The organism is Burkholderia theae, assembly GCF_048565265.1.
GTDB classification, from domain to species: Bacteria; Pseudomonadota; Gammaproteobacteria; order Burkholderiales; family Burkholderiaceae; genus Burkholderia; species Burkholderia theae.
This window is the reverse complement of sequence record NZ_CP183462.1, coordinates 2,753,347-2,769,205: the sequence shown is the minus strand read 5'-3', so window position 1 is coordinate 2,769,205 and position 15,859 is coordinate 2,753,347. Positions and strand designations below refer to the sequence as shown.

At 61.3% G+C, this 15,859-nt stretch carries 11 protein-coding genes and 1 pseudogene; 9 read left to right on the top strand and 3 right to left on the bottom strand.

Going from position 1 to position 15,859, the window contains the following annotated elements:
* The first annotated feature begins 54 nt into the window (after nt 1-54).
* Nucleotides 55-519, top strand: a complete 465-nt coding sequence (locus ACN22W_RS30040) for a DUF2846 domain-containing protein (protein WP_419688227.1) — start codon at nt 55-57, stop codon at nt 517-519.
* Nucleotides 520-973: 454 nt separating this feature from the next.
* Here the strand turns inward: ACN22W_RS30040 and ACN22W_RS30035 are convergent, their stop codons facing one another.
* Nucleotides 974-2,245: a hypothetical protein gene (locus ACN22W_RS30035; protein WP_419688226.1), complete on the bottom strand. Its 1,272-nt coding sequence runs from the start codon at nt 2,243-2,245 to the stop codon at nt 974-976.
* 367 nt (nt 2,246-2,612) lie between these two features.
* Here ACN22W_RS30035 and ACN22W_RS30030 point away from each other — a divergent pair.
* A pseudogene (locus ACN22W_RS30030) lies at nt 2,613-2,806 on the top strand (IS3 family transposase); the annotation flags it as partial.
* Between the two features lie 30 nt (nt 2,807-2,836).
* On the opposite strand, the gene ACN22W_RS30025 reads toward ACN22W_RS30030, so the two are convergent.
* Complete coding sequence (locus ACN22W_RS30025; protein ID WP_419688225.1) at nt 2,837-3,655, bottom strand: alpha/beta fold hydrolase; 819 nt, start codon at nt 3,653-3,655, stop codon at nt 2,837-2,839.
* 385 nt (nt 3,656-4,040) lie between these two features.
* Between ACN22W_RS30025 and ACN22W_RS30020 the strand changes: the two genes are divergently transcribed.
* The 5 genes from ACN22W_RS30020 (at nt 4,041) to ACN22W_RS30000 (ending at nt 8,983) form a co-directional block, all read left to right on the top strand.
* Nucleotides 4,041-5,249 (top strand): hypothetical protein, encoded by a 1,209-nt coding sequence (locus ACN22W_RS30020; protein ID WP_419688224.1) that lies wholly within the window; start codon nt 4,041-4,043, stop codon nt 5,247-5,249.
* 135 nt (nt 5,250-5,384) lie between these two features.
* Nucleotides 5,385-6,086 (top strand): cupin domain-containing protein, encoded by a 702-nt coding sequence (locus ACN22W_RS30015; protein WP_419688223.1) that lies wholly within the window; start codon nt 5,385-5,387, stop codon nt 6,084-6,086.
* A gap of 10 nt (nt 6,087-6,096) precedes the next feature.
* Nucleotides 6,097-7,629: an asparagine synthase-related protein gene (locus tag ACN22W_RS30010; protein WP_419688222.1), complete on the top strand. Its 1,533-nt coding sequence runs from the start codon at nt 6,097-6,099 to the stop codon at nt 7,627-7,629.
* Between the two features lies 1 nt (nt 7,630).
* A complete protein-coding gene (locus ACN22W_RS30005; RefSeq protein ID WP_419688221.1) occupies nt 7,631-7,981 on the top strand; it encodes a hypothetical protein in 351 nt (116 codons plus the stop codon).
* A gap of 15 nt (nt 7,982-7,996) precedes the next feature.
* Nucleotides 7,997-8,983, top strand: a complete 987-nt coding sequence (locus ACN22W_RS30000) for a hypothetical protein (protein WP_419688220.1) — start codon at nt 7,997-7,999, stop codon at nt 8,981-8,983.
* A gap of 300 nt (nt 8,984-9,283) precedes the next feature.
* Here ACN22W_RS30000 and ACN22W_RS29995 read toward each other — a convergent pair whose 3' ends face one another.
* Nucleotides 9,284-9,709: a DUF2384 domain-containing protein gene (locus tag ACN22W_RS29995; RefSeq protein WP_419688219.1), complete on the bottom strand. Its 426-nt coding sequence runs from the start codon at nt 9,707-9,709 to the stop codon at nt 9,284-9,286.
* A 1,103-nt stretch (nt 9,710-10,812) separates the two neighbouring features.
* Between ACN22W_RS29995 and ACN22W_RS29990 the strand changes: the two genes are divergently transcribed.
* Both ACN22W_RS29990 and ACN22W_RS29985 read left to right on the top strand, forming a co-directional pair.
* On the top strand, nt 10,813-11,814 hold the full coding sequence (locus tag ACN22W_RS29990) for an FHA domain-containing protein (RefSeq protein ID WP_419688218.1): 1,002 nt from the start codon (nt 10,813-10,815) through the stop codon (nt 11,812-11,814).
* Nucleotides 11,811-15,848 carry a TOMM system kinase/cyclase fusion protein gene (locus ACN22W_RS29985; RefSeq protein WP_419688217.1) on the top strand — a complete coding sequence of 1,346 codons (4,038 nt, stop codon included), beginning with the start codon at nt 11,811-11,813 and terminating at the stop codon, nt 15,846-15,848. Before ACN22W_RS29990 ends, ACN22W_RS29985 begins: the two co-directional genes overlap by 4 nt.
* Nucleotides 15,849-15,859 lie beyond the last annotated feature (11 nt).

Here is a 15,859-nt window from a genome sequence, read left to right as displayed (position 1 = left end):
GGCTGTCGACATATCGACGCTTGATGTCTAGTGGTAAATAAAGGAGCGCAATAAATGCAATTGAAGAAAGTGATCCCTTTGAGCGTCTCACTGTTGATTCTGGCGGGCTGTGCCTCGGTGCCGATGGGCGATCCGCAACGCGATGCCGAATTGAAGACATTCAGCGCTCCCCAGCAGAAAGCGGCGATTTACGTGTATCGGAACGAGAACATGGGGGGCGCCGTCAAGATGCTGGTGACGCTGGATGGGAAAATTCTGGGCGACACCGCCGCGAAGACTTACCTGTATAGCGAGGTCGAGCCAGGCCGTCATCAGTTGATCTCGAAGGCCGAAAATGATTCGACGCTCGATGTTGATACGGTCGCCGGAAAGATCTATTACGTCTGGCAGGAGGTCAAGATGGGCGTCATGTACGCTCGCAGCAAGCTGCAACTCGTCGACGACACCACCGGGCAGAATGGGGTGAAAGAATCGAAGCTGACTGTCTTGAAATCTGAGCAGGTCGAGGCTGCAAAATGACGATCTGTTGCTGCTAGCGCTTGTACCGACGCCCGCGTAAGCGGGCGTTGCCGTATCTGCGTTTGAATCTCAGAAGAGTGCGGTCGGACGGCTTGCCGAAGTAGCGTCGCTCGATGCCAAGTTGTCGTGGTGGTGGCGATTTGTAACCACTTTTCCTGCGGCGCCCCCACATCTAGGATCGAAGAAAAAGTAAGCGCGAGTGATGTGGCCGTCGTCGTTCTGTACTTAGAAATAAATAATACGCTCCCTATCCCCGGCCGTTACGTGGGGTGAGAGCTGCTGGGGAGAAAGCGGGCCTACCGCGCGAGCACAGTATCGAGCAGATCGGACGCGAGCTCGCTCTTTTTCACGGCATGACTTCCTAGTCTCGATGACAACGTCATGCCGGTATTTTCCGCTTTCAAACGGGACAGTTTGGTGGGTCAGGGTCAATCCCGCTTGCCCCGTCACCAGGTCATGCATCCCGCATGACAATATCCCACGCGGTATGACATACCTGTCCGGGCAGTGCGAGCGCACAAAGCGCCAGGCGATCGCCCCGCTTCACGGCGAGCTTGAAACGGTGAGGCAGCGCCAGCGGTTGCACTTCACCGTTGAATTCGAGTTGGGCACACATGGCGGACGGCTCTCCGCTCAGGTGCGAAAGGCTGATGTCGATCACCGCCCGCTCGCACGTCACCGCGAGTTCGACCCGGTGCGGCGCCCACACATTGAGTGCGCAGCCTTGCGGATTCCGGAACGAAACGCCCGCAGCGAGACGCGGCATGTTCGGCAGCACGTCCTCGTACGCGGCGAGCGCCAGCCCGATGGCGGCGAAACGCTCGACGTGCTGTGCATCGAAAACAGCCGGCTGTTCCCGTGCACCGGCTTCGAGCGCCAGCGCAAACGCCTGCCCGAGTTCGATCGCGCGCTGCGCATCGCGCGCTAGGTAGCGCCAGCGGTTCAGGTAACGGATTTCGCCCGTCATGTGTAGCCCGCGAATGCGCGCGCCGCGATGCTCGAGCACGATCTGCCCCGTACCGAAATCGTGCCGCTCGTGAAGCCCCCACTTCGTGACGAAGTTTTGCTCGCAACCCACGAGCCGAACGTGGCCGAGTCCGCCCCACAAATGCAGGAACGTCGTGTCGAGTCCGTAGATCACCGCAAAGTCCTGGCCGATTCTTCCCACCTGCTCGTGAACGTGCTGCGCGAACCGCGCCCAGGCCGCCCGGCCGCCCACAACGAGCCCTGCCTGTAGCGGGTGCTGCAGCCGGTCGAGTACGTCTTGGATGCATTGGCGCTCCAACGCCTCCTTACGCTCGCCGACAATTGGGCTCGTCACAAACTCGCAAAAGTGGGCGTCAGGTGCGACGTGCAGGTGATCGTCTTCGGGCACGACGTCGAAGATGTCGAAGTGCGGCCCGGGAAACCAGATATCGGCATCGTAGAGTGCGAGCGTATGCAGTTCCGGACTCGTGTCGAAGACCGCGGCCGCCGAGATGTAGCGATCGTAGGGCAAATCGCCCGACCTGACCCCTGTGTAGACCTCAATACCGTTGACCAGCAGCCGCTGCTGCTTCTCGGCGGACAGGTCATAGCCGATGACGCCGATACGGCCCCGGTAGTCGGTCGCACGCAGCGATACGATGAACGGGATGACCATCTCGTACCAGGCTTGCCTGTTGTTGTCGATCGCCAAGGCGACGAGATGGCGACGATTCGGCTCGCTGTTGTCTGACGTGCTCATGGGTGTGATTCTGGCGTCGGAAGCCCAGGGTGAAACGGGCTCTGCGCTGTTTTTTCGTCGCGAGAAGCCGCGGATTTGATTCGCGTCAGCATGCAGTTTGCCACCTAACCTTCTCGATAAATTCCTAAGGGGAAACGATTCGAAACCCCGTCCCGCGTGCACTTTAGTCCGTGTGACTTGTTTGATTGTAGTGGAGTTCAAAGGCGCCCGGTGGGCCGACCGACCGGTGCCAAAGCACACGCACCTTTTTGCATGCCGAACCGAATTGCGTCACCATAGCGCACTGAAATATCGCTCACCACGCGAGTTTCGACGCACCGTGGATTCATCAACCGTAGTGTGAGGCCGTGTCCGGGACTACGGGGTTAACTCCACCCCGATCGAATCCTTCTGGGAGCGCTGAAGAATGAACTGGTCGCTTAGCCACACGCAAGCCCGTACGCCTTGTGATCACCGAATACATCGATCTTCTACCACCGGTAACGCACGCAGGCGCGTCTGAACTATCAGTGGCCTGTCGCGTTCACGCAGCGCTTCTATCGGTATCAGATCGCTGCTTAACCTGTCGGCATCCAAGAATCTTGTCCGACCTCACTTCGGCGGCTGCTCCCCCATCGGCGTATTCTCCGTGATCCGATGCGTCAGTTGACGGCGCAGAATCCAAGCGGAGATCGCATGTACGGTCGCCGCCTCGCGGCCGAGGTAGCCATGATTGCTGAATGGACCGCATGCGTCGCCCTGCGAACCTTCGGATCCTTCCACCCAGATGACTGGGTAGCGCCCGTCGAGCGCCTGCGCATACCCAGGAGATGTGACTTTGCACGCGTCTGACACGTGATGAACGAACAACAGCGGTTGCGTGATCGTGGCGAAGTCGAACCCCTGCAACCCGCCGCCACCTCTCGACGCGCGGAATACCGTCGACGTAAGCACGACGCCGTCGACGTCGCTCGGCAGCCTGACCGCAACGTTCGCAGCGGAAATCGTGCCTCGGCTGGTGCCGACGAGATAGATCTTTTTGACGCCGGTCCGTTTCCTCATGTCCGTCAGAATCATCGCGACTTCGTCTGCGTGCTCCCGGGAGCTACGCAAACTGTCAGACAGCGCACCAAGATCCGAGCTCGGATCATACGTCGCGGTCGTCAATCCGTCTTCCGAAAAATAGTGTCGCGAACGCACGAGGAAATTGCTGCCCGGGTTTGGAATCCCTGATGCCAGCCCAACCTGACCTTGCGAACCTGCAAACAGAACGATGCCCGTATCGGACGTCGGGGCGCCCGGGTCGGACGTCAGAAGGTAGCGCAGCGTCGTGCCGTTCGGTTTGACGAGGTCGATGAGCTGCTCGGTCACTGCAGCAAACGCCGTGGGAGTGGCCAGAAGCAAAGTCGCGCATGAGGTCGCGATGAGCATGCGGAATTTTCCCGCTGAGGGTAATCGGTCCGGCGGGGTAGGCATGTCGCGATGGCGTTCGTCATGGTGAAAGGGGCGAGGTTCGATCACTGCACGGCAACGATCATCATTCGATCTCGTAAAAGGCTGCCGTTGCTTTAGGCGCTTGTCAATAGCGCATGCATCTCGCGAGGCGTCGATCCGGCGCACGGCAAAAAAATCTTCGCACTGCACTAAACATTTCCCGAGATATTCGGATAACTACCCAACAGAAGCGCGTGGATAAGGTCGCTGTTGTCGCGCAAGCGCGGTGCACGATCGCAGCGCTTCTGGCGTGCATGGGAAATGTAAATCGTGCGACCGTGAAGCTGATGCTGCGGCGCCATCATTGAGAATCGGAGATGTCATGTCCGACGAGCAAAACCTGGAATATCTCGAATCGGCCCTGCGAAAGCCCGTCGAGGATCCAGTAGCGTATGGGCGGGACCTCGATGCGATGCTGACGTACGGCTCAACCGGGCAACTGAGCGAATGGAATCTCGGGCGCGAGACGCAAGGTACTCGCTTGGGTGAATTGTTGGAAGACCTGCGCGCGCATGGCAATCACAAGCAGATCGGCATCGTAAAGAGCTGGATTGCGACAGGAGCGGGGCGTCCATGGGCGCTCTATCTTTTGAAACTGTTCAATCGCGATGTGGGCCATGCGCACGACATCGTCCGTGCGTTGTTACGGGACACGGCGGACGGACCGCCCTACCTGTTCGTGTTTCTAATCGTTCTAGCGGCATTCTATCGACGCGATCGGAATGTCTATCGCGCACTCGAATTCTCGGAGCACGCGAGATGGCGAAACATCGTGAACGGGATCGTGACGGATGGCGATGCCGCGCAGTTCATTCGGAAGCTGCCGATGCCGATTCGATATTACGGAGGCGGCACCAACACGGTTCTGGGCTTGTACGACGCTAATTTTTCGTCGCCATCGTTCGATGGATTCAACCTGAATGCCGAATTTCTTGGTGATCTGGGCGGCGGATTCGCGACCGCCGACATCAGCCGCGCAACAGGGCGCGAATGGGTCAGCCTTGACGTCAATAGCGCGAATCCATACGACCACGATCCGGACCGGCTGATCATTAGGCATGTCACGCCCGCAGGCCGTCACGCGTTACTGGATGAAGACCGTCGGTGGGCTTACATCGACGAGCAGGCAAAGATTGAATACAGAAAATGGAGCGTGCTCGACGGCCGTCCGCTAAGCGAAGTCATTGGCGACAGAAAGAGCTATTCGTTTGTCAGCACGGGTTTCTGGACGAGCACTGTTCGGCCGATCGACCCACAGCGGGCCACGGATCGTCACACCTATCGCGATACGTCTGCAATGGCGAGTCTGCGGCTCGCGGAACTGGCGGCAACCGGTCGCCATGTTTCATTGTTCACGATCGAACGGGCGACCTCGGTGCACCGTCGTTTCAAGACATGTCTGATGGAATGGCGGGACAGGAAGCTAGTCACCATGCGGCTTCAACCCAATCAGCCGTCCATTCCGAAGAGGAGCGGAGGCTATGCGTTCCTGCTCGATCAGATTGATCCGAGTACACCGTTCTTTTGGTGACCGGAGCACCGAAGAGGGTTGTTCGGCGGCACCGCCAGGCATCCGTCCCGAGGCGGTGGCTTGAATCGGGACGCGAGTCGCGCTTGGGCCGTGTGCATGTGCAAACCGGTACATCGTATTGTTAGGGAGGTAATCGTGAATCGTGCTTTCTCCGCTTTCGAATTGAATCATGGGCCTCTGGCCGTCGTTTCGACCGATACCATGCCTACTTCGCTATTCGCCTGGAACGACGAAGCGGTGCTGGATCTTCCCGCGGATGGAACGCATTTCGGTTTCGTGTATGGCGGCACGGCAGTGCTGCAATGCGCAGCGGGTCGCTTCGAACTGCAGCCGGGCATGTATTTTTGCGTGCCCGGCCGCGCTAAGGTGAGTGGAGGCGGTGGGGGAATCGTAGTCAGTCGTCACGACTATTCGGGATTCTTCCAGTTGGGTGGACCTATCGAACCGTGGGGGCGCCTGAAATATATCGACGGCTGCACGGACTCGCTGCTGATTCCCCCGGTACAGCGCGGGGATGCATGCTTGAATTTGCTGTGCTTTCCGCCAGGCATCCGCCAGACATCGCATACGCATCCATCAGTTCGAGTGGGGATCGTTGCGAGCGGATCCGGCGAATGCGTAACGCCAGACGGTGTCATTGCGCTTTGTCCCGGCAAGGCGTTCGTGATTCATGAAGAGCAGTTGCATGCATTCGTTACACATGACGACTCATTGCGGGTCATTGCCTATCATCCCGACAGCGACTTCGGACCGACGCACGAGGATCACCCGATGATCAATCGAACAATGGTCAATGGGGTGTCCGCAGCGGAACTTGAAGCCATTCGTACTCGATAACGTCGATCTCATGAACCTCTGGCTGAAGATTCATCTGCCCTCATTCACGGTGGAGCACGAAGGGTTTGCCGTCAAGGCGCTCGATCGCGCCACGCTCTACCATTCCGGCGAGGCGGAACATCTCGCCGCCATCGAACAGTTGGCAAATGCCGAGTACTGTCAAGCCGTTATCGTGGACGCGGATGCGCGGACCGCATCGTTTGGACGCGATTACCTGGGGCATTATCCGCTCAGCTTCGCGTGCACCGCGCAGCATCTCTATATATCCGACAATTTCGCGCGCATCTATCGGGCCTTGCGTGCGGACGGGGTGACCCCGACGCTGTCGGAGGAGGCGATCGCGCTTTATTTCACGATGGGCTTTGCGCCGCACGGCATGTCGATCTTCCGCGAGATCACGAATTGTGCGGCGAGCGGATATTACCGGCTGTACGATGGAAAAGTGACGCGGGTCAGTCTATTCGAGCCGATCGAAATCGGCCAGTCAGAAGCGCTGGATGGTTTGCGCGACGCGATCGAATGCGAAGTGCGTCGTGCGTCCGCGTTGTCCGACGAGATCGACGTATGGTGTTCCGGCGGTCTGGATTCGTCGATCATGGCCACTTTGTTCAATGCGGACGGCGCCGGTGCGAATCTGCTGACACTGGCTTACGGGCGCGAGATCGAAGACGAGCTTGGCGACGGGGAGCGTCGCTTTGCGGAGGCGGTAGCCGCGCATACGGGCGTGCCGCTGCGCGGTGTCGAACTGGACTGTGCGGGATTTGCCGGTACGTATCAGACATTCCTTCGCCATCACCACATGCCGGTAATCGATACGCCGCTCGTGCCGAAATATCAGCTGGCCCAGTCGACGCGTGCGGTGGCCATCACGGGTGAAGGGGGTGACAACTTCTTCGGCGGGCCGAAGAACGCGACGGTAACGTATGCGCACCAGCGTCAGCCGCATCTCTCGTACGGTGAGCTTTATGCGCTTGCGTATCACCGCTTTATTGGCGAACTGCCAGGTATCTTGCGTAATGGTGAAGCGCTTCGACACTACGCAATAGAGTATTGCGAAAAACTTGTCGGAGCATATCCTGGCGACCTTCTGAGGAAACTCTTCTACCTGAATTCGTTCGAGAAACTCTCGGGTCTGATCTTTGCCGAAAGCTACTATCCGGGTAAGCTGTTCGGCGTGCGTGTCCGACATCCATTCGCATCCCTGAGTGTTTATCGGGCTGCATTCAAACTTCCAGATCACACGAAATTCGATTTTCCGAAGACCAAGATCGCATTGACGAAGTTGTATGGTCCGATGCTTCCGGATCTTATTGTGCGCAGAAAGAAGTCTGGAACGCTGATTCCGCTGGGACACTACTTGAACGGATTGGATGCGCAAATGTTCGATCTGTCTGCTCTTGCGGAATCTGGTCTGTTTTCGGAAGCATTGCTCGATTCGATTCGCGCGAAGGCGCCAGGTACGCTGAATCACCCATTGTTCCTCTACTCGCTGTTGACGCTGAATCACTGGATAGCGAATCTTTCCAAGTCCACTGGAGATTGAGATGGAAAACTTCAAGATTTATCCGACCGCGCCAGTCGTCACCACGCACGCGGATCTGGCGTCCTGGTACGACGACCATCCGATGAGTATCGGGCTGACTTCGGCGTGCATTTCTCCGATGGAAGCGGAAGCACTGCTGGATGCGGGTGCGACGTTTACGACGATCCTGTTCGTGAATGGGGCAGGAGCCGATCTGATCGATCGTGTGCTTGCGCAATGCAATGGCGACGAAGCGACTCATACAAGTGTCGCGGAACTGGCGATCGGTGACGCTTCTGCGGAATCGGTCCGGCAGATTCACCGAGCAATCCGCGGCAAGTCACAGCGGATGTTCTATAACTTCGGCGGCTGAACGGGCGGCTATATCATGGCAAGCTATAAGGGCAACCTGCTGAACCATTTCAAGATCGTCAAGAAGTGGGCCGACCGGGCGGGCGCGGATGCGATTCTGGATGTGTCGAGCTTTCGCTTGCTGATTCGCCGAAACGATCAGCAAGCGGTGCTGTATCCGCAGTTCATGAACGTTGAGGACAGGCGTAGGCAGTATTCGCCTGAACTGACCGATGCGTCCCGAAGGTTCATCGGTTGGTTGCCTTATTCCGTACGCAGATGGGCGATAGCGAGCGACAAGATCGAATTCAAGCGTTATGCGGAGCGTGCCGGGATGCGGACGCCGGAATATTGTCTGGATGACGACCCTGCGATCCGTGATGTGATCGTCAAGCGTCGGAGTTCGTCGTTCTCCGTGGGTATTCGTGGGCCATTCAGGCATGCCGGCGAGGCGCCGCTCGATGCATCGCAAAGCGAATACTACGAGCGGTTTATCGACGGTCGGATCGGTAAGATTTGGTTTTATGAGAATTTCCCGATTTGTATGGAGATCGAGCGAATGCCAAGCGTAACCGGAGACGGCATGTTATCGGCGCGTGATCTGATCCAGGTGAAGTTGCGGGCGAAAGGCGCGACCGGCTTCGATATGGAGCGTGCAGAAACGTTGCGGCGTTTTTGCGGCGACTCGCTTGAGCGCGTGCCGGCCCGCGACGAAACGGTCGTCGTGGACTTTCGATACGGTTCTGCGCTTGCTGTCCGGGAGCCAGGGCAGAATATCAATCTGAAGAAGGCTATGCCTGAGGTGTGGAGCGACGAATTGCGCGCGATCGGCGAGGCATGCTGGCGCGGCATTCCCGCCGAGATCCAGGAAGGCACGATCTACACCGTTGATGTTGTCGTCGACCCAGAAGAGAGAATCTGGGCATTGGAAATGAACTCCAATCCATTCGTTCACCCTTTTCTCTATGGCCATCTGCTGTCCAATCTCGTGAAACGAGATGCGGCAGAACGCGTGCGTCACTAAGAAGCATCGAACCTGAGACAGCTTTCGTGATCGTTGCCCGCGGCCAACCGAACACTGGTACGCGGTGACGATCACGTCACGATATCATCGTCTCGTAGTGTGGCATCTCGACGACGCATCATGCGCACGTTTCGAATGGCCATGCGGTTGGGCGTGACCCAAAAATAAAATGCCCGCTCATCGGCGGGCACTTGAAAAGGTGGGGCAGGCAACATACCGCGGAACGACGTCCAAGCCAGTAAGCCCCGCTCCCTGTTTTCTGTCGCCGAACAATGGTCGGCGATGACGTAAGACTAGCTGCTATTTTTCAGACCCGCAACGTATGGTCTCCGCGCCGGTCTCAAGCGATGCCATGTAGCGCAGCAAGTCCTCCGTACGTCCCTCCGATACAAGCTGTTCAGCAGTCTTGTAGTCAAAGGCTGGCAACGGTTCATTGCGATACCAGAAGAGTGTGCTCTGCACGTCACCGGAGATATCGGTTGCCGCCCGGATGATCCGAAGCGCCTCCCGAAGGAACTTCTGCACGCTCTCGGAGCCCGCCAAGCGGCATATTGTGTTGCGATGTACATGGGCCAGTCGTGCGAGCGTCTGCATGTCGATATGCAGAGCGGCAGCGAAACGTCTCGCCGAGATGATCGGAGCAATGCTCTCCGGTTCTCTCAAAGACGCCATGAATTGAGCGAAATTGCTGGGCGGCGCCGAACTGCGAGTGATGTCGGATTCCATAACGGTTCACTAGTCGCACACTATATGCACATTTATAGCACATGCGAATCCGCCCTTGGTCTGTGTGTTTCGAGCGAGCAGGACATCTAAAGCCCGGATGCGGCTTAGGTGGAGTCGTTTCGATCCGCAGGTGAAATTGTTCCACGGGGCTTGATCTACATGTAAATCTTCGATTTTTATGGGGTTGTGGGGCGGCCTTCATTCAGAGGTCAACTTTTCTGCGAATTCTGTAGGGAAAGACCATCTTTTTTGCCACTTCCTGGCGGGAAAATTCGCAGAAAAGATGACCAATTCATTGATTTGGATGGACCGTGGAGGTCACCTTTTTTTGCGAACCTACACTGCGGCCGTCTGCTTGCGACGAGGATTCCCGCCGATGCGTTCCGTCAACCTTTTGGGCGGGTCGATCCTGACGACCGGACGGTTGGATGATCTGGCGGTCGACGCAAGACCTGATTTCGCAGTGGCCGCGAGCTATTAATCGAAAGGCACAGTCGTGCCGACCCTTATTCGACTACCGAAGACACTTCGAGAAACTCGTCGTGACGCAACGTCCTGATGCAATAAATGAGGCAATGCTGATTTTCAAAACACTGGCGATCATTATTTAAATTGTCGGAATGTTTTTTAAGCCGATTGAAATGAATTAATTGATTTCCGTTTCATCAAACAGATTTTCCGTGCCAGCAAAGGTATCCAAGTCAGGCGCATCATTCAATGTGATCTCACCCAGACAACGTACGTCGGCCATGGATCGCGCGTTGATGAAGATTTTCGACCCTTTATTTGCAGCCCGGAAATTCGCCGAAAATGTAAAGCATTGCAATATAAAATCCCGGATCGAGTATTCCGGTTGCGATGCGCGATTTTATTTGGCAGGATTTTCATCAAGTTGCTCGGTTTTAAAACGGCGAAACGGTCGGCAATTCTATTAACCGAAATAACACGTGCCGGATGAGCAACGATTCGAAAGGAAGCTGACGAGAAAACAGGTAACGAGGCGGCGAACAGTCGAGATTGTTCGCGATTAATGAATCAATCGCTTGCCCGGCAGCGCCGATGCGTGACTCGGGCGATCCGGGCGAATCCGATACGGGGCGGCCATGGCGATACTCAAGAACGATACCTCCGGAGAAGCATGCCTGCTCCGCGCGTATCACGTGTTCGGGCGCGATGCCGCACGCTGCGACACGGTCATCCGGGATGGGTCGGTGTCCCGCGTCCATGCCCATATCCGCTGGATCGGCGGTTCATGGGAACTCCACGATCACAGCAGCAACGGCACGTCGGTATCGGGTGTGCCGTTGCGCGACGGCGAGCATGTGGTGCTGCAACAGGGTGACGTGATCCGGTTCGGCAGGGCCGGTGTCGCGCCGTGGCGCGTCGAGGCGCTCGACGATCCGGCCGACACGCTGTGGCCGGTCCGGGGTGCCGCGCCCCCGATCGTGCTCGCGTCGCGGCAGATCCTGCCGGCACACGCCGCGCAGCCGGTCACGATCGTCCGGTCGCCGGCAGGCGAATGGCTGTGCGACGACACGTTGCCGCCGCGTGCGCTCCATGACGGCGATGAAGTGTCGACCGGCGGCATCACGTGGCGCCTGGCCCTCGTGCGCAGCGGCTCGACGGTGATGCTCGCCGCGCCCGCCGATCCGGCCGTGCCGGCGCAACTGCTCGAATTTTTCGTCAGCCGGAACGAAGAACACGTGCGGATGCTGCTGCATGTCCGCGGCGGCGTGGTCGACCTCGGCGAGCGCGCCCATCACTACAGCCTCGTGACGCTCGCCCGCGCGCGCTCGGCCGACATGCAGGCCGGCCACGACGCCGCCACGCAAGGCTGGATCGAACTCGACCGGCTGGCGCGCATGCTCGGCATCGATACGTCCCATGTCAACGTGCAGATTCACCGCGCCCGGGCCCAGTTCGCGGCGCTGCCGGGGCTGGACGGGAGCCAGCTCGTCGAACGCCGGCGCGGCAGCGTCCGGTTCGGCGATTTTCCGTTCCGCGTCATGCGCGGCGAGCACTTCGAATGCCAGTCGGTGCCGGGCGTCCAGCCGCGTATCGGCGCGCCTCGTCCGGCGCCGAGCCTGGTCGCCCACTACTCGTGAACACGGGAGAACCGGCCGTGTTGCTGACCCCGTCCCGCGCGCCCGTTGTGCAGGAAGCACGTGAACCGCGGCAGCCCGCCGCGCCTTTCGCGGAGCTGGTCGGCACCCGGCGTTATCGGCTCGGTGCGCTGCTCGGCGAAGGCGGCAATGGCGTGGTGTTTCGCGCGACCTGCGGCGAGACGGGGCAAGCCGTCGCGATCAAGCTGATGCGGGATGACGCCGCGCGGACCGCGGCGGAGCGCGCGCGCCAGCGTGCGCGCTTTCAGCGTGAGACGAGCCTGTGCGAGGCGCTGCGGCACCCGAACATCGTCGCGTTGCTGGACCGGGGGGAAGCGCCCGACGGCCGGCTGTTCGCCGTATTCGAGCTGGTGCAGGGCCGGACCCTGCGCGACCGGCTCGCGGCGGAGGGGCCGCTGTCGGCCGTCGATACGGGCCGGCTGATGACGGAGGTGCTGGACGCGCTCGCGGCCGCGCATCGGCAGGGCATCGTGCATCGGGACCTGACGCCGCAGAACATCGTGATCACGATGGCCGAAAACGGGCCGCACGCGAAGCTCCTCGATTTCGGCATCGGTGCGTTGTTGCCCGGCACGGAAGACATCGCGCGCCAGACCTCGACGCTCGCGACCGAGGTGCTCGGTTCGCCGCCCTATTGCGCGCCCGAGCAATTGCGCAACGAGCCGCCGACGCCCAGAACCGATCTGTATGCGTGGGGCCTGATCGTGATCGAATGCCTGACGGGCGAGGTCGTCATGCACGGCGCGAGCGTGGCCGACATTCTTTATCAGCAGCTCAGTCCGGTGGATGTCGCGCTCCCGCCGTCGATCGCGTCGCATCCGCTCGGCTCGGTATTGCGGCGCGCGCTGAGCAAGAATCCGGAGCAGCGCGCCGCGTCGGCCGACGAACTCGCGGTGCCGTTTCGCGCGCTCAACTTCGCCGCGCTCGTCGGCCAGTTCGATGCCAGCCGCACCAGCATGCAGACACGTCCGCGCCCGTTCGCGCCGCGCAGCGAGACGATCGCGACGGTCGGCGAGTACCGGCAGATCACCACGCTGTGCTGTTGCGTGACGATCACCGGCGTGGGCCGGCAACGCCACGCCGGAACCGATCACGGTGACTTGCTCGACGGTTACGAGGAGCAATGGCTGACGAAGTGCGCCGACATCGCTGTCGGTTACGGCGCGCAGGTCGACGGACGGCTCGGCGACACGCTGCTGTTCCATTTCGGCCTGCGCGGCGACATCGACCGGCCGGCGCGCCGTGCCGCGCGCGCGGCACTCGACATGGTGCGGGTGACCGAGCGCGCACGGCTGCCGACGGCGCCCGGCGGCCGCGCCGGTGGCGAAAGCTGGCGCGTCGAGGTGGCCGCCGCGATTCACGTCGGGCAAGTTCTCGCCCATGCGTCGCGCATGTCGGGCGTATCGACGCCCGCGGCGGCGGCGCGGCTGCTGCGGCTTGCCGGGCCCGGGCAGATCCTGATCAGCGACGATGCGCGGCTCGCGCTCGAACGGCATGCCGACTATCGGCCGACCTCGTTGCGGCTGGCGCGGGCGGGCCTCGTGCCGCAGCCGGTTCATGAATTGCTCGGCGAACGTCGTGCCGATACGCCGTTCGATTCGCTCGACGTCGGCATGCGGGCGCCGATGGTCGGCCGCGCACGCGAATTCGACGCGCTGATGCGCGCGTGGCAGGAGACGCTCGGATGGCATCGTCGCGCGATGCGCGGCGAGCCTGCGCCGCGCGGCGTGCCGCGGCTCGTTGTCGGCGATGCCGGAATCGGCAAGTCGCGCCTCGTGCACGAGCTGTGCGAGGCCGTCCGGATGCAGGGCCACACCTTCGCGCATTGCGGGTGCCTGCCCGAGCGGGAAAATCATGCGCTGTTTCCGATCCTGAGATTCATCGGCGCGCATTGGCATATCGACGCCGACAGCCCGCCCGGTGTCGCGCTCGCGGCGATCGACACCATGATCGCGCCGCTCGAATGCGATCACGCGGCGGCCCGTGTCGCACTGGCGACCTGGCTGGGGCTACCCTGCGATGCGAAGGGGTTTCTGTGGTCGAGTGCGCGCGAACAGCACGCGCTGTTCGACGTCCTCGAGCAACTGATCGTGTCGCTCGGCAACGGCGCGCCGGTGCTGCTCGTGGTCGAGGACGTCCAGTGGATCGATCGCTCGACCGAGGATTTTCTTGCGTACCTGCAGCGCTCGCCGCGCGCGGCGGCCCTTGGCATCGTGTACACGTCGCGCCCCGTCAAGCTCGGGCGCTGGCGCGGCGCGACCGAACGCCTCGTGCTGCGCCGCCTGCCGCGCGACGACGCGCAGCGCCTGATCTCGGCGTGTGTGGGCCACGGCACGCTCGATCCGGCCTGGCTCGACCGGCTCGCCCAGCGCACGGCGGGTATCCCGCTGTTCATCGAGGCCGTCGCGCGCGAGTTGACGATGAGCGGCGCGGACGGCTCGCTTGCGGAGCTGCGGGCAACCGACCCCTATCCGCTTCCGCTCAGTCTCGGCGGCATGCTCGGTCTCGCGTTCGACCGGATCGACGACGCGCGCGACACCGCGCAGCTCGCCGCGACCATCGGGCTCGAGGTGGATGCGCAACTGCTCGCCGACGCATCGCCGCATGACCGGGCCACGCTCGACGCGCATCTGCGGCTGCTGCTCGAAGAGCGGATCGTGTACGCGCAACATCGGCGCGATCGCGTGTTCTATTCGTTTCGCCACGCATTGATTCGCGACGCGGCGTACGAATCGATGCCGCCCGCCGTGCGGCGCGGCAACCATGCGCGCGTCGGCCGCGCGCTGCTCGCGCAAGGCGATCGAGGCGCCGGCGCGCATGCGTTCGGCGTTGCCGGACACTTCGCGCGCTCGGGTGCCTTCGCCGACGCGATCGTCCACGGTATCGACGCGGCGCGCCGCGCACTCGAACGTTCCCGGTACGACGACGCGATCCGCTACGGGCAGTCGGTGTTCGACTGGCTCGGCAACGCCGACTACGCGCAGCGCGAGCACGACAGCGCGCGCATCCGCGCCACGTTGACGCACGCGACGATGGCACGGTTCGGCTGGGCGGATCCGCTGGTGCGCGAGCATGCGGAGCAACTGTTGCGGCAGATGCAGACGCTCGACGACCCGGCGCTCGAGATCAGCGCGCTCTGGACGCTGTCGACCTACTACCACGTCGCGGGCGATCGTCCCACCGTGCGCAGGATCGGCACGCGGCTGGACGCGCTCGCGACCGAGCGCGGCGACGCCGGCGTCCAGGTCGCGGCGGACGCGATGCGCGGCATGAGCCTGTGGGTCGACGGCGACTATACGCGCGCCCGCGCCGCGTTCGACGCCGTGCTGGCCGGCTACGACGTACGGCGCGACGTGGACCATCGGCGCCTCCTGGGGATCGATACGCGCGCGTGGACGATGGCGTCGCTCGCGAGCGTGCGCTGGTGCATGGACGACGATCCGCAGGCCTCGCTCGTGATGGCGCGCGACGCGGTGTACTGCGCGACCTGCCTCGACCATTTGCCGACGCTCGGCGTCACGATGATGTACCTCGCACGCACGTACCAGCTGGCGGGCGATCGCGACGCGGCACGCACGCTGTCGGAAGCGATTCTCCGTCTGTCGGAGGTGCATCGGCTGCGCGCGGTCGAGCACTACGCCGCGATCATGCTTGCGTGGACGCAAGGGGATCGCGCGGGCATCGTCGCGCATCTCGACGCGCAGCGGCAATCGGGCGGCCTGCTCGGGCTGACCTACTACGCGTCGCTGCTTGCCGAACTGGACGCCGGGCGCGGCGACTACCCTGCCGCGCTCGCGCAGGTCGAGCAGTGCCTCGCGTGGTGCGAGTCGACCGGCGAACGGTATTACGAAGCACAGCTGCTGCTGAAGAAGTGCGAGTACTTGCGCCGCGCCGATCCGCGATGCGGTGGCGTGGCCGCGCTGGCCGCGTGCCGGCGCGCAATCGAAGTTGCAACGACGGCGGGCATGGGCCGCATTGCCAGGCTTGCCGAAACGATGTTGCAGTCGTTGCCGTAAGTGGTTCCATT